This is a genomic window from Streptomyces sp. NPDC051909 (genome assembly GCF_040681095.1).
Taxonomy (GTDB): Bacteria; Actinomycetota; Actinomycetes; order Streptomycetales; family Streptomycetaceae; genus Streptomyces.
In genome coordinates this window covers 173,793-189,925 of record NZ_JBFAYA010000011.1, presented here as the reverse complement: position 1 = coordinate 189,925, position 16,133 = coordinate 173,793, and the positions used below count along the sequence as shown (strand labels likewise).

The following is a 16,133-nucleotide window of genomic DNA, read 5'->3' as shown; positions in this document are numbered from 1 at the left end:
CCGCCGGCACTCGCGGCGGTTCCGGTATCCCGGAGCTTCCGGGACCGCCGGAACCGCCGGAACCGCATGATGCGGGAGTGGGCAGCGCACACCGCTGCCCACTCCCGCATCGTGATCCGCTCGCCCCCCGCACGTCGGCAGGCGGGCGTGGGGAAACCCTCAGGCCTTGGAAGGCTGCCGCCCCCTGCCCCGCTGCCGGGTCCTGCGCCCGGAGGAGAACTGGCCGACGAGTTCCCAGAAGCACACCAGAGAGGTGATGGGCGGAATTCCGAGCGTCACCAGGGCCAGCGCCGAGCGCGACGAGTGGCTGACGCACAGCGCCACCGCGACCGCCGAGGTCACCAGGAGAACTCCCCAGGAGCGCCTCGCGGGATGCCGCTGCACGGCCGCGCGCAGGATCGACAGGGCCGCGACGGACCACGGGCCGTACAGCGTGAGCGGCCACCACTGGGCGAGGTGCGTCGGCAGCACGGCCGCCGCGGTCTCGGAGAGCTGACCGTAGGTATAGGCGATCGACCAGACGAGCAGGCACGCCGCGCACACCGCGATGGCGGTGAAGAGGGCCGCCACCTGCGTGATGCGCCGGTAGAGATCGCGGAACTGCGGTCTCGGCCGTGTGCGCCGCCTGTCGATTCTGGGCGGCTGCTGTTCCTCCACGTCGGGAGCCGGCCTCGACGCCGGCGCGGCGGAGAGCATCTGAGCCAGTTCCTCTTCCAGGTTCTGGTGGCTCAGCGTGCTGTCCAGCACCGAGCCGTCCCACGGCTGCTGCGTGGGAATGGGGATGCCGCCGTACGGGTCGCGCTCGTCGCGCCCCGGAGCCGTCGGGTACTGCGGTACGTCATGTCCCGTCACGGGGTACTCCCGCACACCCCACCCCGAGCCCGCGGGGTACTGCGGAACGTCACGCCCCATCCCGGGGTACTCCGGCATCACCCGTCCCGGTTCCGTGGGGTATTGCGGGATGTAGAAGCTTGGCCTGTCTCTGTACCAGTCCATCTGATTCTTCCGTGCCCTTGTTTCAGGTCGGCCCTGGGGCCTGTCCGGCGGGTGTCCGGTTCCCGTCGCCGGTTAACTCGTGCGTGGTGGCGAGTTCCAATGAAGAACCCTTTCTTCAAACCCTTCTGGCGACTTCACGCCCACCTAACGACCAAGGTCCGAGAAAGGGTTGCATCACTAACGGGTGATCAAGCCACACGATCGAGGTACTTCCGATCTCGCACTGAAACGTTTGAGCGAATCCCCTGACACGCCATGGGATGGACGAACAACTGAGCCCCTGCCGCAAGCCGTGGAACAGGCGCCGGCAGGAGTTACCAGGATCTTGCAGCATCGTTTCATCAGTCATGACGACCCAACGCCACGTCACCGTCCTGCACTTAGACGAAACGGTTCTTCATGAGTCCCCGATCTTCGCCGCCCTGGCCCGTCTCTGGTTCCGCAGCGGACGGTACGTCCCGGGGCTGCCGGATCACGTATGGGAGCCGGATCACGCATGGGAGCCGGCGCACGAACCCGACCGCGTGCTCCGGCTGAAGCGCGTGCCCCTCTCCCGCGAACAGCGGCCCGTCGAGCCCACCCTGGAGCACCCGTGATCGGCTGGAGCTCACCCGGGAAGCGCCCAGGGGCGGCGGACCAGCCCGACTGCTCCGCCTTCCTGACGCTGACGGCCGTCATCCGTCCGGACCTGACCCTGCCGGTGCCCGCGCGTCTGCGGTACCACCGCGGCGACCCGTACGCCGTGCACCTGGACTGCCACGTGGAGACCGACGAGCCGATCCCCTGGGCCTTCTCCCGCGACCTCCTCGCGGCCGGGCTCAGCATGTGGGTGGGCCTCGGCGACGTCTCGGTCCACCCCTCGTCCGACCCGGCGAGCGATACGTTCTACATCTGCCTGCACCCACCCGACCAGGCGGCGGTGCTCCGCGCACCGAGGTCCCTGGTCAAGACGTTCCTCCGTGCGTCCTACACGATCGTCCCCGCCGGCAGCGAGAGCGAGCACTACGACATGGACGAGATGGTGGGCCGCTTCTGGGGCCGCGACGCACCATCGGCCGGCTGAATCCCCGGACCCGCCGGTCAGGGGTACGGGCAGCCCTGTCGCCGACGGGTACCGGCCGCACCGGGTCCCGTTGACGCGTGCCGGGAGCCGTCACTACTGTGCGCTCCAGATCCCCCGCCCCCGACCACCGTTCCGCGCCGCTGCGTATGGGAGCGCTCCCATACCCACAGAGTTGACATGCTCGCTACATCTCGCAAGGAGCCGCTCATGCCGTCCTCCCGCTCGTTACGTCACTCCGCCGCCCTGTTGACGGGTGTTCTCCTCCTCGGCGGTCTGGTGACCGCGCCCGCCGTCGCAGACGTCCCCGTCGCCGCCGCCGGGACCGCCGCCGTACGGGTCAACCAGGTCGGCTACCTGCCCGACGGTCCGAAACGGGCGACGGTCGTCACCACGGCGACGCAGGCGCTCACCTGGCAGCTGCGCAACGCGTCCGGGGCCGTGGTGGCCTCCGGCTCGACCGTCCCGCGCGGCGCCGACGCCCCCTCAGGGCAGTCCATCCAGGTGGCCGACTTCTCCGCGTACCGGGAGACGGGCACGGGATACGTCCTGGCGGTGGACGGCAGCAGCAGCGTGCCCTTCGACATCCGCGCGGACCTCTACGACGCGCTGCGTTCCGACTCCATGGCGTTCTTCCACCACCAGCGCAGCGGCATCGCCATCGACGCCTCCCTGGTGGGGTCCGCCTACGCACGCCCGGCCGGGCACCTCGGCATCGCGCCCAACAAGGGCGATGTCTCCGTCCCGTGCCAGGCCACCGTGTGCGACTACACCCAGGACGTCAGGGGCGGTTGGTACGACGCGGGCGACCACGGCAAGTACGTGGTGAACGGCGGAATATCCACCTGGCTGGTCGTCAGCTCCTTCGAGCGGGCCAAGCGGGCGGGCAAGGACACGGCGCTCGGCGACTCGACGCTCCGTGTCCCCGAGCGCGGCAACGGCACGCCGGACGTCCTGGACGAGGCGCGCTGGGAGCTGGACTTCCTGATGCGGATGCAGGTGCCCGAGGGCAGGCCGTACGCGGGCACGGCGTTCCACAAGGTCCACGATGCGGCCTGGACGGGCATGCCGATGCGCCCCGACCAGGACGCCCAGCCGCGCGAGCTGCACCGCCCGTCCACGGCGGCGACCCTCAACCTCGCGGCGGCCGCCGCGCAGTGCGCCCGGGTCTTCCGTCCGTACGACTCCGCGTACGCGGACCGGTGCCTTTCGGCCGCCCGCCGGGCCTGGACGGCAGCCCAGGCCAACCCGGCCCTGTACGCACCGGATTCGGACAGCACGGGCGGCGGGGCCTACGGCGACACGAAGGTCACCGACGAGTTCTACTGGGCGGCCGCCGAGCTGTACGCGACGACCGGTGAGAGCGCCTACCGGGACGCGGTCACCTCCTCGCCCTGGCACACCTCCTCCGACGCCTTCAGCCCGTACGGCTTCGGCTGGGCGGACACGGCCGCGCTGGGGCGACTCGTCCTGGCCACCGTCCCCAACGGGCTGCCCGCCACCGACGTGGCCCGCATCCGCGCCTCGGTGACCTCGGCCGCCGACGTCCACCTGTCCCGGATGGCCGCCCAGGGCTACGCGGTGCCGACCCCGGCGGACGGCTACTTCTGGGGCTCGAACGGCAACATCGCCGACAACGCGATCGTCATGGCCGTCGCCGGCGAGCTGACGGGCGACGCCCGCTACCGCGCCGGCGTCCTGGAGGCGATGGACTACCTGCTCGGCCGAAACGCCCTCGGCCAGTCGTATGTGACCGGCTACGGCGAGAGGTCCTCCCAGAACCAGCACCACCGCTTCTGGGCGCACCAGTTGGACCCCTCGCTGCCGCACCCGCCGGCGGGCTCGCTCGCGGGCGGTGCCGACAGCGGGCTCCAGGATCCGGTGGCGCAGGAGAAGCTGGCGGGCTGCGCGCCCGCCGCCTGCTACATCGACGACATCGGCTCGTACTCCACCAACGAAGTGGCCGTCAACTGGAACGCCCCGCTGGCCTGGCTCGCCGCCTACGCCGCCGAGCGGACGGCAGGCGGCGGCGAAGAACCGCCCACCGCCGCCTGCGCGGTGACGTACACGGTGAACAACGTCTGGAGCACCGGCTTCACCGCGACCGTCACCGTCAAGAACACCGGCCCGACCGCCGTGGACGGCTGGCAGTTGGGCTGGGCCTACCCGGCCGGACAGCGCGTCACCAGCGCCTGGAACGCGACCGTCTCCCAGAACGGCACCACCGTCACCGCCCGCAACGCCGACTGGAACCGGTCGATCGCCCCCGGCGCGACCGCGAACTTCGGAATGCAGGGCACCCACACCGGCGCCAACCCCTCCCCCACGGCCTTCACGCTCAACGGGGGCACCTGCGCCTGACCCGCCGCGGCTGCCGGGCCGGGCCCGGGCGGACGATTCCGCCCGGGCCCGGCCCGCTCCGGCGTCGGGGTCGGGAGGGGTCAGGAGGGGTCAGGAGGGGTCGCCGTACTGGAGACCGCGTCCGTTGGTGCCGATGTAGACCCGCCCGAAGGTGTCCGGGTCGCCGGTGATGACGCCGACGCCACCGATGCTGCCCCACTGGTGGGCGTCGTCGTTGACGCGGAGCCAGGTGGCGCCCTTGTCGGTGGAGCGGAAGACCCCGGCGACGTCCTTGACCGTGCCGATCAGGTACAGGGCCTGGTAGGAGGCACCGGGCGCCGCCTTGCCGAAGCCGAGGGCGGAGGCGGACTTCACCGTGGTGAGCGTGGTGAAGCTGCGGCCGCCGTCGGTGGAGTGCAGCAGCCCCTTCCCGCCGTCGGCGATCCACAGGTCCCCGGCGATGCCGGGGACGGCCGTGAGCCGGCCGGAGGGCAGACCGGACGCGCGGGCGGTGAAGGTCGCGCCGCCGTCCGTGCTGGCGTAGAGCGTGCCGCCGCTCAGCGAGTAGAAGGTCCCGGCCGAGGAACGGTCGGCGACGACGACCGCGTCGGTGCCCAGTCCGCCGACCCTCGACCAGCTCGCCCCCTTGTCGGTCGAGCGGTACGGGGCCTGACCGGCCTCGGTCCAGACGATGGTCGAGCCGTCGGCCGCGAGTGCGACGCGGCCGTCCTGGGCCCCGGCCACCGGCTCCGCGCTGAAGCCCTTCCAGCTGATGCCGCCGTCGGTGGAGTAGGCGCCGTCCTGCGCGCCGCCCCGGCCGACGCGGACCATCATCGAGGGGTTGGACTGGGCGAAGTCGATGTCCGTGCTGTTGGCCATCATCGGGTTGCTCAGTCGCCCGGCCGGGACCTTGTTCAGGTCGTCGTGGCGGAATCCGCCCTGGTCGCCCATGGCGGTGATGACGGTGGCGCCGCCGGGCGGGGCGATCGCGTCCATCAGCGCGGTCTCCTCAAGGCCCCGCGCCCCGACGGTCCAGTGGCTGGTGCCGCCGCCGTCGGTGGCGTCGGCGTCCTTGCTGCGCCAGATGCCGTTGCCGGTGCCGTACAGCACGTGCCCGGAGTCGAAGGGGTCGATGGCCAGGGCGGTCATCCAGTGCCCGGTGTGGGTGCCGACGTAGGGAGCGGCGGAGGCGTTCCGCACCGACGTGTCCGCCAGTGCCTTCCAGGTCGTGCCGCCGTCGGTGGTGCGGTAGATCTCGTCCTCGGGCCACCAGCGGTCGAGGGTGGTGACCATCACCGTGGACGGCTTCTGCGGGTCGACGGCCAGACCGGAGAACCCGTGGCCGCCCTGGGACGGGGAGACGTTCTTCCACGCCCCGCCGGCCGGCGTGTACTTCCACACCGAGCCCGCCGTCACGCCGTTGGGTCCGAGGTTGTCGGTGTACGTCAGGTACAGCGAGCCGTCACCGGACAGGACGCCGTGCTGCGGCAGCCGGCCGGTCGGCCGGCCGGAGACGGCCTGCCAGGTGCTGCCGCCGTCGGTGGAGCGGTACAGGGAGGTCGACCGGTCGGCGACGCCGACGTAGATCGTCCTGCTGCCGGCCGGACCGTACGTCACGAAGGAGATGCCCGCACCGCTGCTCGCCCCGTCCTTGACCGGGAACGAGGAGACCTGCCGCCACGTCGCACCGCTGTCCGTGCTGCGCCACAGGCCGTTCTTCCGGGTGCCGAGCAGCAGGGTGCGGTTGTCCGAGGGGTCGATCACCAGCCGCTCACCTGCCCCGCGGCCGTCCTCGTTGCCGCCCAGCTTGAAGGGCAGATCGGTGCGCTGGAAAGTGCGGCCCCGGTCGGTGGAGCGCAGGATCGCGCCGTTGCCGGCCCACGCGTTGGTGTAGGTGCCGGCCGCGAGGTAGAGCCGGTCGGGTGCGACGGGGTCGGTGGCCACCGCGTCGATGCCCAGCAGGTTCCAGTCCTTCTCGCCGATCCAGTCCGTCAGCGGGATCCACTGCTCGGCCGCGGTGTCCCAGCGGTAGGCGCCGCCCATGTCGGTGCGCGCGTACAGCAGACCCCGCTCCCGGGGGTTGAACACCAGACCGGTGACGTAACCGCCGCCCACCACCTGGGCGTTCCTCCACGCGTACGGCCCGGTCCCGGTGGCCGGGGCCTCCGCCGTCTTCACCAGCTTCCACTGCTGGTTGGTGCTGCCATGACCGCCGTACTGGATGACCGCCGCGCCGTCGGCCGTGGCCCCTCCCCGGACGTCCAGGACCAGGCCGCTCCTGCGGGAGGTGAAGGTGACGGCGTCGGAACCGCTGACGTCGTCGATCCGCCACTCCTGGGAGGCGGAGGAGCTGTCGGTCTGCTGCTCGGCGGCGGCCGCCTGCACGGTCGAATCGCCCGCTATGCCCAGCACCTTGCCGCTGTTGCGGTTCACCAGCTCGTAGTAGCCGTCGCCGGTGGGCCTCAGCCGCCACTGCTGGTTGGCGGTGTTCTGGTCGGTCCACTGCTGGATACGGGTGCCGTCGGCGGTGGAGAAGCCGTTGACGTCCAGCACCTTGCCGCTGCGCACGGAGACCAGCCGGTAGTACGCACTGCCGTCGACCGTCGCGGCCTGCGAGTCCTCCTGGGTGAACAGGAGGTACGGCACGACGGCGGCGGGCACTCCGAGCAGCAGGGCGGTGGCGCTCCAGCGGCGGCGGTGACGCCCGCGGGGCCGACCGTGTGTGCGGTTGCTCATGGGTAGACGTTCTCCTTGCGAACGGTTCACGAAGAAAGGCGGGTCCGGACACGGAACGGCCGGACACGCTTCCCAGTGGCCGCAGGCGCGCGAAAGGTTGCCGGGTGCGGGCGGCTTTTTACTTCTTCCGGTTACCTCTTCCGGCGCGGCAGGACGCCGCCCGCTCTCGCTCGCATCCCTCTGTCCGCTCGTCCGTCCGACGCATCCGGTCCGCCCGATGCGTCGTGCCCGTCTAGCGGGCCCCGAGCCGGAACCTCAGCCGGCAGACCACGGCGTCCGTATCCCGCCGTACGGCGTGTGCGACCACCGCACCGCGCTGGTTCTGCAGCAGCCGCTGCCAGAGGCGCTCCGGCTCCGCCTCGGGTACGAGCACGGTGACCCGCGTGTCGGGCTCGGTCTCGCGCAGTACTCGTACGTACGCGGAGACGGGCCTGCCGAGGGAGCGCCGCGCGGAGGAGAGCCGGACGAGAGGTACGCCGGGGTTCCACAGTGCCCAGTCCCGCTCCAGGGCCTCGCCGGCCGCCAGGTCCTCGGCGTCCGAGTGGCAGACCGTGACCGCACGGACCTCGTCGCCGAGGGAGACGGCCGCGGTGAGGGCCTCGCTGGTGAGCCGGGTGAGCGACGAGACCGGCACCAGGACCAACGAGCGCTGGCGGTGCGGTGGTTCGGGAATCCGGCCGACGCCCAGGCGCTCGCCGATCCTCCCGTACGCCCGGTGGACGGCCTCGAACACGGCGACGAGCAGCGGCAGGGCGATCACGATCAGCCAGGCGCCGTCGTGGAGTTTCGTGGCGGTGACGACGACCGCGGAGACACCGGTCAGCACTGCCCCGGCTCCGTTGAGCAGAGCCTTCCCCGCCCACCCGGTTCCGCGCTCCGTGCGCCAGTGCAGGACCATGCCCGTCTGGGCGATCGTGAAGCCGACGAAGACGCCGATCGCGAAGAGCGGTACGAGGGTGTTCGTGTCGCCGCCCGAGAAGACGAGCAGTGCGGCGGACACGAGCGCGAGCCAGACGACGCCGTGCCGGTGCACCTGGCGGTCGGCCTTGAGCCCGAAGACGTGCGGCACATAGTTGTCACGCGCCAACAGCTTCAACAGGACGGGCAGCCCGCCGAACGAGGTGTTCGCGGAGAGGGCCAGCAGCACCATGGTCGCGAACTGCACGACGTAGAACGCCCAGTTGTGGCCGAGCGACGCGTCGGCGAGCTGGGCGAGGACGGTGACGCCCTCGACCGGCCGCAGGCCGAAACGCGAGATCAGCACCGCCAGACCGATCAGCATCACGCCGAGCAGCGCGCCGAGGGCGACCTCGGCGCGCATGGCCCGCCGGGCGGCCGGGGCGCGGAAGGACGGCACCGCGTTGGCGATGGCCTCGACCCCGGTGAGCGCCGAGCATCCGGAAGCGAAGGCCTTCAGGAGAAGGAGCGCGCCGACGGTGGTGGCGTTCTCCGCCAGGACGGAGGCGTGCCCGACCGAGGCCTCGGTCGATGCCGGCGCGTCGCGGAGGAGCCCGACGACGATCAGGACGAGGATCGCGCCGACGAAGACGGCCGTCGGGACGATGAACGCGCGGGCCGAGTCGACGATGCCCCGCAGATTCACGGCCGTGACGAGCACCAGGACGCCGAGACAGATGATCAGCCGGCTGTCGTACAGACCCGGGAAGGCGGAGGTCAGGGCGGCGACGCCGGCGGTGACCGCGACGGCGACATTGAGCACGTAGTCCAGGACCAGGGAGGCGGCGGCCACCAGGCCGGTGCGGCGGCCGAGGTGCGTCCTGGCAACGGCGTAGGACCCGCCGCCGTCCGGGAACGCCGCGATGACCTGCCGGTACGAGGCGACAAGCACCGCGAGCAGACCGGCGATGGCAAGGGTGACCGGCAGCGTGAACCCGAGCCCGTGGCCACCGGCCGCGGCCAGCACCAGGACGATCGCCTCGGGCCCGTACGCGACGGACGCCATCGCGTCCAGCGAGAGCGCGGCCAGGCCGGTGACGGCGGTCAGCTTGTGCCGCGCCCCGGTATCAGGGGGCTCTTCGGCGCCGGCCACCGCGTCCTTCTCGGTGCTCGAAGCGGCCAGTGCGGTCATGTCGGGGACTCCTTCGGACGGGACTCCGACCAGCGTCGGCCCCCGGCAGGAACGTGTCTGCCGGTCCTGGCGCGTTCCTTGCGCCGCACGTCCCGCTCCTGACGGCTTCTTGACGCGGACCCCGGAGGACGGACTGTCCGTCGGCTCACCGCGCGCGCCGCCGCGCGCGGCCGTCTTTCACCCCTCGACCGGCCCCCGGGGGATGGTGAATTCGTCCAGCAGAGCGGAGTCCTCGGCGAGTTCGGACCATCGTCCCGGCACGGTGAGGACCGCGATCGCGCACGTAGGGAACCTGCCCCGGACGCGGGTGCGGGCTTCGTCGTCACCGCCGCCCGCGAGCGACAGCACCAGGTCCTGTACGCCGGGCTGGTGGCCGATCAGCAGCACGCACCTGCGTTCCTCGGGCACCTCCCGCAGGACGCCGCGTAGCCGACGGGCCCCCGCCGCGTACAACCGGAGCTCGAACAACACCCGTGGTGCACCCTGGAGTTCCTGCGAGACCAGGTCCCAGGTCTGGCGGGTGCGCAGCGCGGTCGAGCAGAGCACGAGGTCCGGCGCGTGTCCCGCCTCGCGCAGCCACCGCCCGGCCGCGGGAGCGTCGCGTCTTCCCCGGCCGGCCAACGGGCGCTCGGGATCGGGCACTCCCTCGGGCCATGCCGACTTGGCGTGCCGCAGCACGATCAGCCGGGCCGTCACCTGCCCACCTCACGTGTGAGATCAAGCCCGAGGACCCGGTCGACATGGGCGAACGTCTCGAATCGCGCACCGTCCGGCACGCCGGACGAGCCCTCGACCTCGTGGAGGACGCCGAGCAGGGCGGGGGTGTCGAGGTTGTCGCCGATCGCGCGGGCCGCGCCCTGGAGGATCTCCTCCGGGACGGGCCGGGACGGCGATCGTGCCCACCGTGCGACCGACGCCCGCCACCGGCCCAGGGTCCGGCCCGCGTCCTCGACCTCGCGAGCCGTGAAGGTGAGCGGCTGAGCGTACGGCTTGCCGAGCAGCGCGAGCCGGACCGCCGGTGGATCCGCATCCGCATCCGCGCCCGGGCCCGGGCCCGGGCCCGGGCCCGGGCCTGCCCAGGTGGTGTCCGGTCGTACGGGGCCCACCTCGATCCACACGCCGCGCTCGCCGTCCCGGTGCGCGCCGGCGACGACGTGGGCGTCGGCCGGGCCGGTGAATCCGCTGGGCGGGTGGATGGAGAAGTCGGACAGGACACGGCCGAGCGCATCGGAGGACTGCGGCCGCGGTAGGCAGTCGTGCAGGACCTGGCGTCCTTCCGTCTCGACGGCCCGCAGGAGCACATCACCGATCAGCAGCGTCCGCACCGCCGTCATCCCGACGATGCCGTCGGCCCCGGCCCCGGGCACGTGCACACGCAGCCGCAGAAGGCCACGGCCTGCCGGTGGCACGTCCACGAGTCGGTGAACCCGGCTGTCGGCCACCCTCACGAGAACGCCGCCTCGGAGCCGGGACGCCCGGTGAGCCGATGGTCCGATCCGCTGGCCGCCCGAACGGTGACAGTGCTCCGGGACATCACCCACACCTCCGTACCGCCCGATGCCGGGATCACGCAGAGGCCGTCAGCACCCTCGGGTGCGGTCAAGGCCGGCCCCTCGCCGGACGCCTCCAGTGTCCCGCGCCTCTGGACCGCGCGACAACCGGCGCCGAGCGGTCTCAGGAACGGGGGCACGGACTCCTTCTCCTCGATCAGCGGCTGGAGCGCCGCCCCGCGCGGGTGGTCAGTCGCGGTACGACCGCACCTGCCAGACCTCGGCGCCGTCGAGGCGGGCGGAGCCGCCTTCCGCGAAGATCTGGACGCCGTCGCTGTCGGGGCTCGGGAAGATCTGGTCCGTGATCACGGCCTCGCCGTCGCCGCCGAACACCTCGACCGAGGACCAGTCGACCAGGATCCGGAGCTCGACCTTGCCGTTCCGGGCCGTCAGCGGGGCGCGCTGGACGCCGGGGAAGTCGTCGTGGAAGTCCACGGCACCCGACCGTGTCCGGTCGACGTACAGCTCCTGGGTCCCGGTGTCGTAGCCGACGACGGTCTCCTGCCCCTCGCCCGTGCGGACCGTGAACCCGAAACGCTCGGCGTCACCGAGGGAGAACGTGGCCCGGATGTCGAGCGCCTTGCCGTCGGCGTGGCCCCCGGCCAGCGGCGCGGTGCCCTCCGCGACGTTCACGTCGCGCACGACGATCGGGGTTCCGCCGTACAGCGACTCCACCGTGGACACCGGCTGCTGCGTGAGCCGGAGCCGGCCGTTCACGGTGCGCAGGGCCATCTCGCGCGGGATGCTCTGGGCGCTGCGCCAGGGGGAGGTCGGAATGCCGTTGCCGTACTGCCAGTTGTTCATCCAGCCGATCATGCGGCGCCGGCCGTCCGGGCTGCCCTCCCAGGAGACGGCGGCGTAGTAGTCCTTGCCGTGGTCGAGCCAGGAGGCCCGCCGGACGCTGGGGATCGCCGGCCGGTCGGCGGCGACGAAGTGGTCGGCCAGGACATGGCCCCAGCCACCCCGGTTCATGTCGACGATCTGGACGACGGCTTGCCTGCCCTGGTGGGCGCGGAGGTCGAAGGACGCCCAGTCCAGGCTGCCGCTGTCCGTGCCGGTCTCGCTCTGGACGACCTCGCCGTCGACGAGGAGATTGACCGTCGTCTCGGTCGAGCGGGGCCGTGCCGGGGTGTCGGACAGCATCACCTGGTCGAGCAGGATGTGCCCCCAGCCGCCGGTGTTCCGGTCGACGACCTCGATGTGTGCGGTCCTGCCCGAGAGATCGCCGACGTCCCAGGAGGCCCAGTTGAGCTCTTCCGAGTCGGAGCCGGTGGCGCTGCGCACGGTCTTGCCGTCGACGACGAGCCGGACGGCGGTGGGCGCGTCGGATCCGGAGGGGTGGTGGCCGCCGCCGATGAGGAGGTTGACGTACTTCGCGGTGAGCGTGAACTCGGGCGAGGTGAGGGTGCCCGTGGTCGCGTCGCCGTCGACGAAGCTGTTCACCAGGCCGCCGCCGGCGTGGCCGGAGACGGGATTCTGCCCGGGGAGGGTGCCGGCTGCCGGGCCGTGGCCGAAGGCGGTGCCCGTGGTGGTCCAGGAGCCGTACGTGTCCTGCTCGAAGTCGGCGAGTACCTCTCCCGTGGGTGCGGGCGAGTCGCCCGTCACCGATCCGGGGACGTGCGGGTGACGGCCGCCTGCCACCTTGAAGTTGAGGTACGCGCTGTCGACGGTGAAGGGCGGCGAGGTGAGGGTGCCGGTCTCGGTGTCGCCGGTGTGGAAGCTGTCGACGAGTCCCTTGCCCTCGAAGCCGCTCGTGCCCGACGTCCCGGGCGCCGGCGCGGGGACCGGCCCGTCGCCGAAGGCGGTGCCGGTCGTCCGCCAGGTGCCGTAGTCGGCCCCTTCGAAGTCCTGCACGGTCACGCCGGGCGGGGGCGTGTAGGAGCCGTCGTCGTCGGGCGTGAAGCGCGTGCCGTCGAAGTCGCCGACGAAGTACTGGGCGGCCGAACCACCGGCGATGCCACCGGGGTTGATGTTGACGACGAGTACCCATTTGACGCGCTTGGGGTCGCCGTCGACGGGCAGCGGGAAGAGGTCGGGGCACTCCCAGACGCCGCCCACCGCGTTCTGCGGGCCGAAGTCGCTCAGATGCGTCCAGTTCTTGAGGTCCTTGGAGGAGTAGAACCGGACCTTGTGCTCGGTGGACAGCGACACCGTCATCAGCCAGCTCCTGGTGGGCGCGTACCACTGGACCTTGGGGTCGCGGAATTCCTTCGACCCGATGTCGAGTACGGGGTTCCCGGCGTACTTGGTCCAGGTGCGGCCGCGGTCGGTGCTGTATGCCAGGGACTGGGCCTGCTTGCCGCCGTCCTTGGAGTGGCTGGTGTAGACGGCCACCATGGCGGGGTCGCCCTTGGTCCCGAACCCCGTGGTGTTGGCGTGGTCGACGACGGCGCTGCCGGAGAAGACCATCTCCTGGTCGTCGTGCGGTATCGCGAGCGGGAGTTCCTGCCAGTGCACCAGGTCCTTGCTGACGGCGTGGCCCCAGGACATGTCGCCCCAGGTGTCGCCGTTCGGGTTGTACTGGTAGAAGAGGTGGTACTCGCCTTTGAACCACACCAGTCCGTTGGGGTCGTTCATCCAGTTCTTCGTGGGGCTGAAGTGGAACTGGGGGCGGTACGTCTCGGTGTACGCCGGGCTGTCCTCCGCCGCCGCCCTCGGGGCGACGGCGGTGAGGGTGAGCGCGACGCAGGTCGCGGCCGCGGCGCCGGCGGCGACGAGGCGCGGCGGGACACGACGGTGTACGGGGACTCGGCTCATGGTTTCTCCTGCACTGGGGGCGGCGGCATCGTGTCCGCGTCCGCGTCCGCTGCGGTGGTACGACGCCGGGGGGATGCGCAGTGCCGGGCGGTGGGGTCGACCCGGGAACAGGAATGTCATCGATGACATGTGACAGCGATGACATCCGCTGGGGAGTGATGATGGGCGGCCTCCGGGCGACACGTCAATGGCCTGGGCCGAGTTCGTCCGGGCGGCCGGCTCAGCCGACCGTGCGCCTCCGGTTCAGCCGCCGCTTCAGCCGGCGGTGCGTCCGGCGGCGATCGCCGGCAGCCGCAGCTGCCCGGCCCACGGCGGGTTCGGCCCGACGACGCCGCAGGTCAGCGCCGCCACCCGGGAGGCGAACGTACAGGCGTCGAGGACGTCGTCGACCCGCAGTTCCGTCAGCCGCCCACCGAGGAGCCCCCTGGCACCGAGGTGGTGCAACAGCCCCGCGGTGAAGGAGTCGCCGGCGCCGACGGTGTCGACCACATCGGCCGGAGGTGCCGGTACGGCGACCCGCTCGCCGTTCAGCGAGGCGACCGCGCCGCGCTCTCCCCGGGTGATCACGACGAGAGGGACGCCCGCCGCGTGCCAGGCGTCGCAGGCTCGCTCGACCGTGTACCCGGGCAGCAGCAGCTCCAGGTCGTCCTCGCTCAGCCGGAGGATGTCCGCGAACGCGCACCAGTGCGGCAGGCGTTCGCGGTAGACCTCCGGCGCCACGAGCAGCGGCCGGACGTTCGGGTCGACGCAGATCGTGGCCGCGGCGGAGGCACGGGCGAGGAAGGCCTCCACGATCGTCCCGCCGGGCTCGCGCACCAGGGCCAGGGAGCCCGAGTGCAGGCAGGCCGTGGAGGCGAGGTCCGCCGCGGCGAGCTCGTCCGCCGTCCACTGCCAGTCCGCGGTGCCCTGGGCGTGGAAGGAGTACGCGGCCTGGCCCCGTCCGTCGAGCTCGGCGACGGCCAGGGTGCTGGGTTCGGGTGCGCGTACGGCAGCCGTGAGATCGACCCCCGAGGCCTCCAGGTGACCGCGGAACAGACGCCCGAAGACGTCGTCGGACAGCCGGGCCAGGAAGCGGGCGGGTGTGCCGAGCCGGGCGAGCGCCACGGCCGTGTTCGCCGGACCGCCGCCCGGCAGGACCCGCAGGGCGAGCTCGCCCTGCGGGGGCGCGGGGACGGTGAAGGCGTCCGCGACGCATTCTCCGAGGACGGTGACCAGAGGCAGGCGCATGACTCGATCTCTCCAGGTGGGCAGCGCGAAGGGCTGCGTGTGCAGGGGCCTTGAGGAGGCTCACGGAGAGCCCTGCTCTCGATGTGAGCGGATGCGGACGAGGTTGCCGATGTGTGACGGCGCCAAGGCATTGACGTTTCCGGGTGACGGAGTTCATCATCCTCCACAAGCCGGTGTCAACGATGACATGAGTCAACGATGACATCACCGCCGGCCCGTCCGGCAGGGCCGTTCCGTCCTCGTCCAGCAGGAGTTCAGCATGCTTCGCAGAAACCGCACCATCCGCGCCTCCGTCGGATTCACCGCTCTCACCGCCGTCTCGGCGCTGACCCTGACGGCCTGCGGCTCCGGTGCGCAGGGCGGATCCGGCGGCGGAACCAGGGTCGGGCTGATCACCAAGACCGACACGAACCCGTTCTTCGTGAAGATGAAGGAGGGCGCCGAGCGGGCCGCGAAGGACAACGGCGTCGAACTCGTCAGTGCGGCCGGGAAGTTCGACGGCGACAACGCGGGTCAGGTCACCGCGATCGAGAACATGGTCAACTCCGGGGTGAAGGGCATCCTCATCACGCCCAACGACTCCAAGGCGATCGTCCCCGCCCTGGAGAAGGCACGCGCCAAGGGCGTCCTCGTCATCGCGCTCGACAGCCCGACCGAGCCGCAGGACGCCACGGACGCCCTCTTCGCCACCGACAACGTCAAGGCGGGCGAGCTCATCGGCCGGTACGCCAAGGCCGCCATGGCCGGCAAGGAGGCGAAGATCGCCACCCTGGACCTCGCACCCGGCGTGGCCGTGGGTGTGCAGCGCCACCAGGGGTTCCTCAAGGGCTTCGGCGTCGCGGAGGACGACCCGGCCGTCGTGTGCCGGCAGGACACCGGCGGCGACCAGGCCAAGGGCCAGACGGCGATGGAGAACTGTCTCCAGAAGTCACCCGACATCAACGTCGTCTACACGATCAACGAGCCGGCCGCGCTGGGCGCGTACACCGCGCTGAAGGCGAAGGGCCTGGAGAAGAAGGTGCTGGTCGTCTCCGTCGACGGCGGCTGCACGGGCACGTACGCGGTGAGGGACGGCAAGATCGCGGCGACCTCGCAGCAGTACCCGCTGGAGATGGCGTCCCAGGGCGTCAAGGCGGTCGCCGACTTCGCCAAGGGCGGCAAGAAGGCCTCCGGCTACACCGACACCGGCGTCACGCTCATCACCGACGCCGCCAAGCCCGGGGTCGACGCCAAGGGCACCGAGTACGGCCTGGAGAAGTGCTGGGGCTGAGCCCCGGCGCCGGGGCGTGCCGCGGAACCCGGAACGCCTCCCCCGGCACGCGGCCCCCGGCTCGTACCCCTGACGAACCCCGCTCCGCCGCCCATCGACACCGGCAAG

The 16,133-nt window shown here is 71.7% G+C and carries 11 protein-coding genes; 4 read left to right on the top strand and 7 right to left on the bottom strand.

Annotated elements, in window-relative coordinates:
- Positions 1–159: 159 nt before the first annotated feature.
- A complete protein-coding gene (locus AB0M18_RS19685; protein ID WP_365759599.1) occupies positions 160–852 on the bottom strand; it encodes a DUF2637 domain-containing protein in 693 nt (230 codons plus the stop codon).
- A 491-nt stretch (positions 853–1,343) separates the two neighbouring features.
- On the opposite strand from AB0M18_RS19685, the gene AB0M18_RS19680 reads away from it, so the two are divergent.
- The 3 genes from AB0M18_RS19680 to AB0M18_RS19670 all read left to right on the top strand — a co-directional run bounded on the left by AB0M18_RS19680 (position 1,344) and on the right by AB0M18_RS19670 (position 4,417).
- The gene (locus AB0M18_RS19680) at positions 1,344–1,592 is read left to right on the top strand and encodes a hypothetical protein (RefSeq protein ID WP_365759597.1); all 249 of its coding nucleotides are present in this window, start codon (positions 1,344–1,346) and stop codon (positions 1,590–1,592) included.
- Positions 1,589–2,059, top strand: coding sequence for an SsgA family sporulation/cell division regulator (locus AB0M18_RS19675; RefSeq protein WP_365759595.1), 471 nt, complete (start codon positions 1,589–1,591; stop codon positions 2,057–2,059). The genes AB0M18_RS19680 and AB0M18_RS19675 overlap by 4 nt, the downstream gene beginning before the upstream one ends.
- 207 nt (positions 2,060–2,266) lie before the next feature.
- Entirely contained in the window at positions 2,267–4,417 is a 2,151-nt protein-coding gene (locus AB0M18_RS19670; RefSeq protein ID WP_365759593.1) for a glycoside hydrolase family 9 protein, read from the top strand.
- 90 nt (positions 4,418–4,507) lie between these two features.
- On the opposite strand, the gene AB0M18_RS19665 is transcribed toward AB0M18_RS19670, so the two are convergent.
- The 6 genes from AB0M18_RS19665 to AB0M18_RS19640 all read right to left on the bottom strand — a co-directional run bounded on the left by AB0M18_RS19665 (position 4,508) and on the right by AB0M18_RS19640 (position 14,755).
- The gene (locus AB0M18_RS19665) at positions 4,508–7,132 is read right to left on the bottom strand and encodes an RICIN domain-containing protein (RefSeq protein ID WP_365759591.1); all 2,625 of its coding nucleotides are present in this window, start codon (positions 7,130–7,132) and stop codon (positions 4,508–4,510) included.
- A gap of 232 nt (positions 7,133–7,364) precedes the next feature.
- Positions 7,365–9,221: an APC family permease gene (locus AB0M18_RS19660; protein ID WP_365759589.1), complete on the bottom strand. Its 1,857-nt coding sequence runs from the start codon at positions 9,219–9,221 to the stop codon at positions 7,365–7,367.
- A gap of 177 nt (positions 9,222–9,398) precedes the next feature.
- Positions 9,399–9,917: a histidine phosphatase family protein gene (locus AB0M18_RS19655; protein WP_365759587.1), complete on the bottom strand. Its 519-nt coding sequence runs from the start codon at positions 9,915–9,917 to the stop codon at positions 9,399–9,401.
- Positions 9,914–10,588 carry a hypothetical protein gene (locus AB0M18_RS19650; protein WP_365759585.1) on the bottom strand — a complete coding sequence of 225 codons (675 nt, stop codon included), beginning with the start codon at positions 10,586–10,588 and terminating at the stop codon, positions 9,914–9,916. Before AB0M18_RS19650 ends, AB0M18_RS19655 begins: the two co-directional genes overlap by 4 nt.
- A gap of 372 nt (positions 10,589–10,960) precedes the next feature.
- Positions 10,961–13,528 carry a GH32 C-terminal domain-containing protein gene (locus AB0M18_RS19645; RefSeq protein WP_365759583.1) on the bottom strand — a complete coding sequence of 856 codons (2,568 nt, stop codon included), beginning with the start codon at positions 13,526–13,528 and terminating at the stop codon, positions 10,961–10,963.
- A gap of 255 nt (positions 13,529–13,783) precedes the next feature.
- Positions 13,784–14,755, bottom strand: coding sequence for a carbohydrate kinase (locus AB0M18_RS19640; RefSeq protein WP_365759581.1), 972 nt, complete (start codon positions 14,753–14,755; stop codon positions 13,784–13,786).
- Between the two features lie 259 nt (positions 14,756–15,014).
- On the opposite strand from AB0M18_RS19640, the gene AB0M18_RS19635 reads away from it, so the two are divergent.
- The gene (locus tag AB0M18_RS19635; RefSeq protein WP_365759579.1) at positions 15,015–16,025 is read left to right on the top strand and encodes a sugar ABC transporter substrate-binding protein; all 1,011 of its coding nucleotides are present in this window, start codon (positions 15,015–15,017) and stop codon (positions 16,023–16,025) included.
- The last annotated feature ends 108 nt before the right edge of the window (positions 16,026–16,133 follow it).

Excerpts from the sequence above, each read along its gene's own strand:
- AB0M18_RS19680 (WP_365759597.1), top strand. The coding sequence starts at position 1,344 with ATGACGACCCAACGCCACGTCACCGTCCTGCACTTAGACGAAACGGTT.
- AB0M18_RS19670 (WP_365759593.1), top strand. The coding sequence starts at position 2,267 with ATGCCGTCCTCCCGCTCGTTACGTCACTCCGCCGCCCTGTTGACGGGT.
- AB0M18_RS19665 (WP_365759591.1), bottom strand. The coding sequence starts at position 7,132 with ATGAGCAACCGCACACACGGTCGGCCCCGCGGGCGTCACCGCCGCCGC.
- AB0M18_RS19660 (WP_365759589.1), bottom strand. The coding sequence starts at position 9,221 with ATGACCGCACTGGCCGCTTCGAGCACCGAGAAGGACGCGGTGGCCGGC.
- AB0M18_RS19645 (WP_365759583.1), bottom strand. The coding sequence starts at position 13,528 with ATGAGCCGAGTCCCCGTACACCGTCGTGTCCCGCCGCGCCTCGTCGCC.
- AB0M18_RS19640 (WP_365759581.1), bottom strand. The coding sequence starts at position 14,755 with ATGCGCCTGCCTCTGGTCACCGTCCTCGGAGAATGCGTCGCGGACGCC.
- AB0M18_RS19635 (WP_365759579.1), top strand. The coding sequence starts at position 15,015 with ATGCTTCGCAGAAACCGCACCATCCGCGCCTCCGTCGGATTCACCGCT.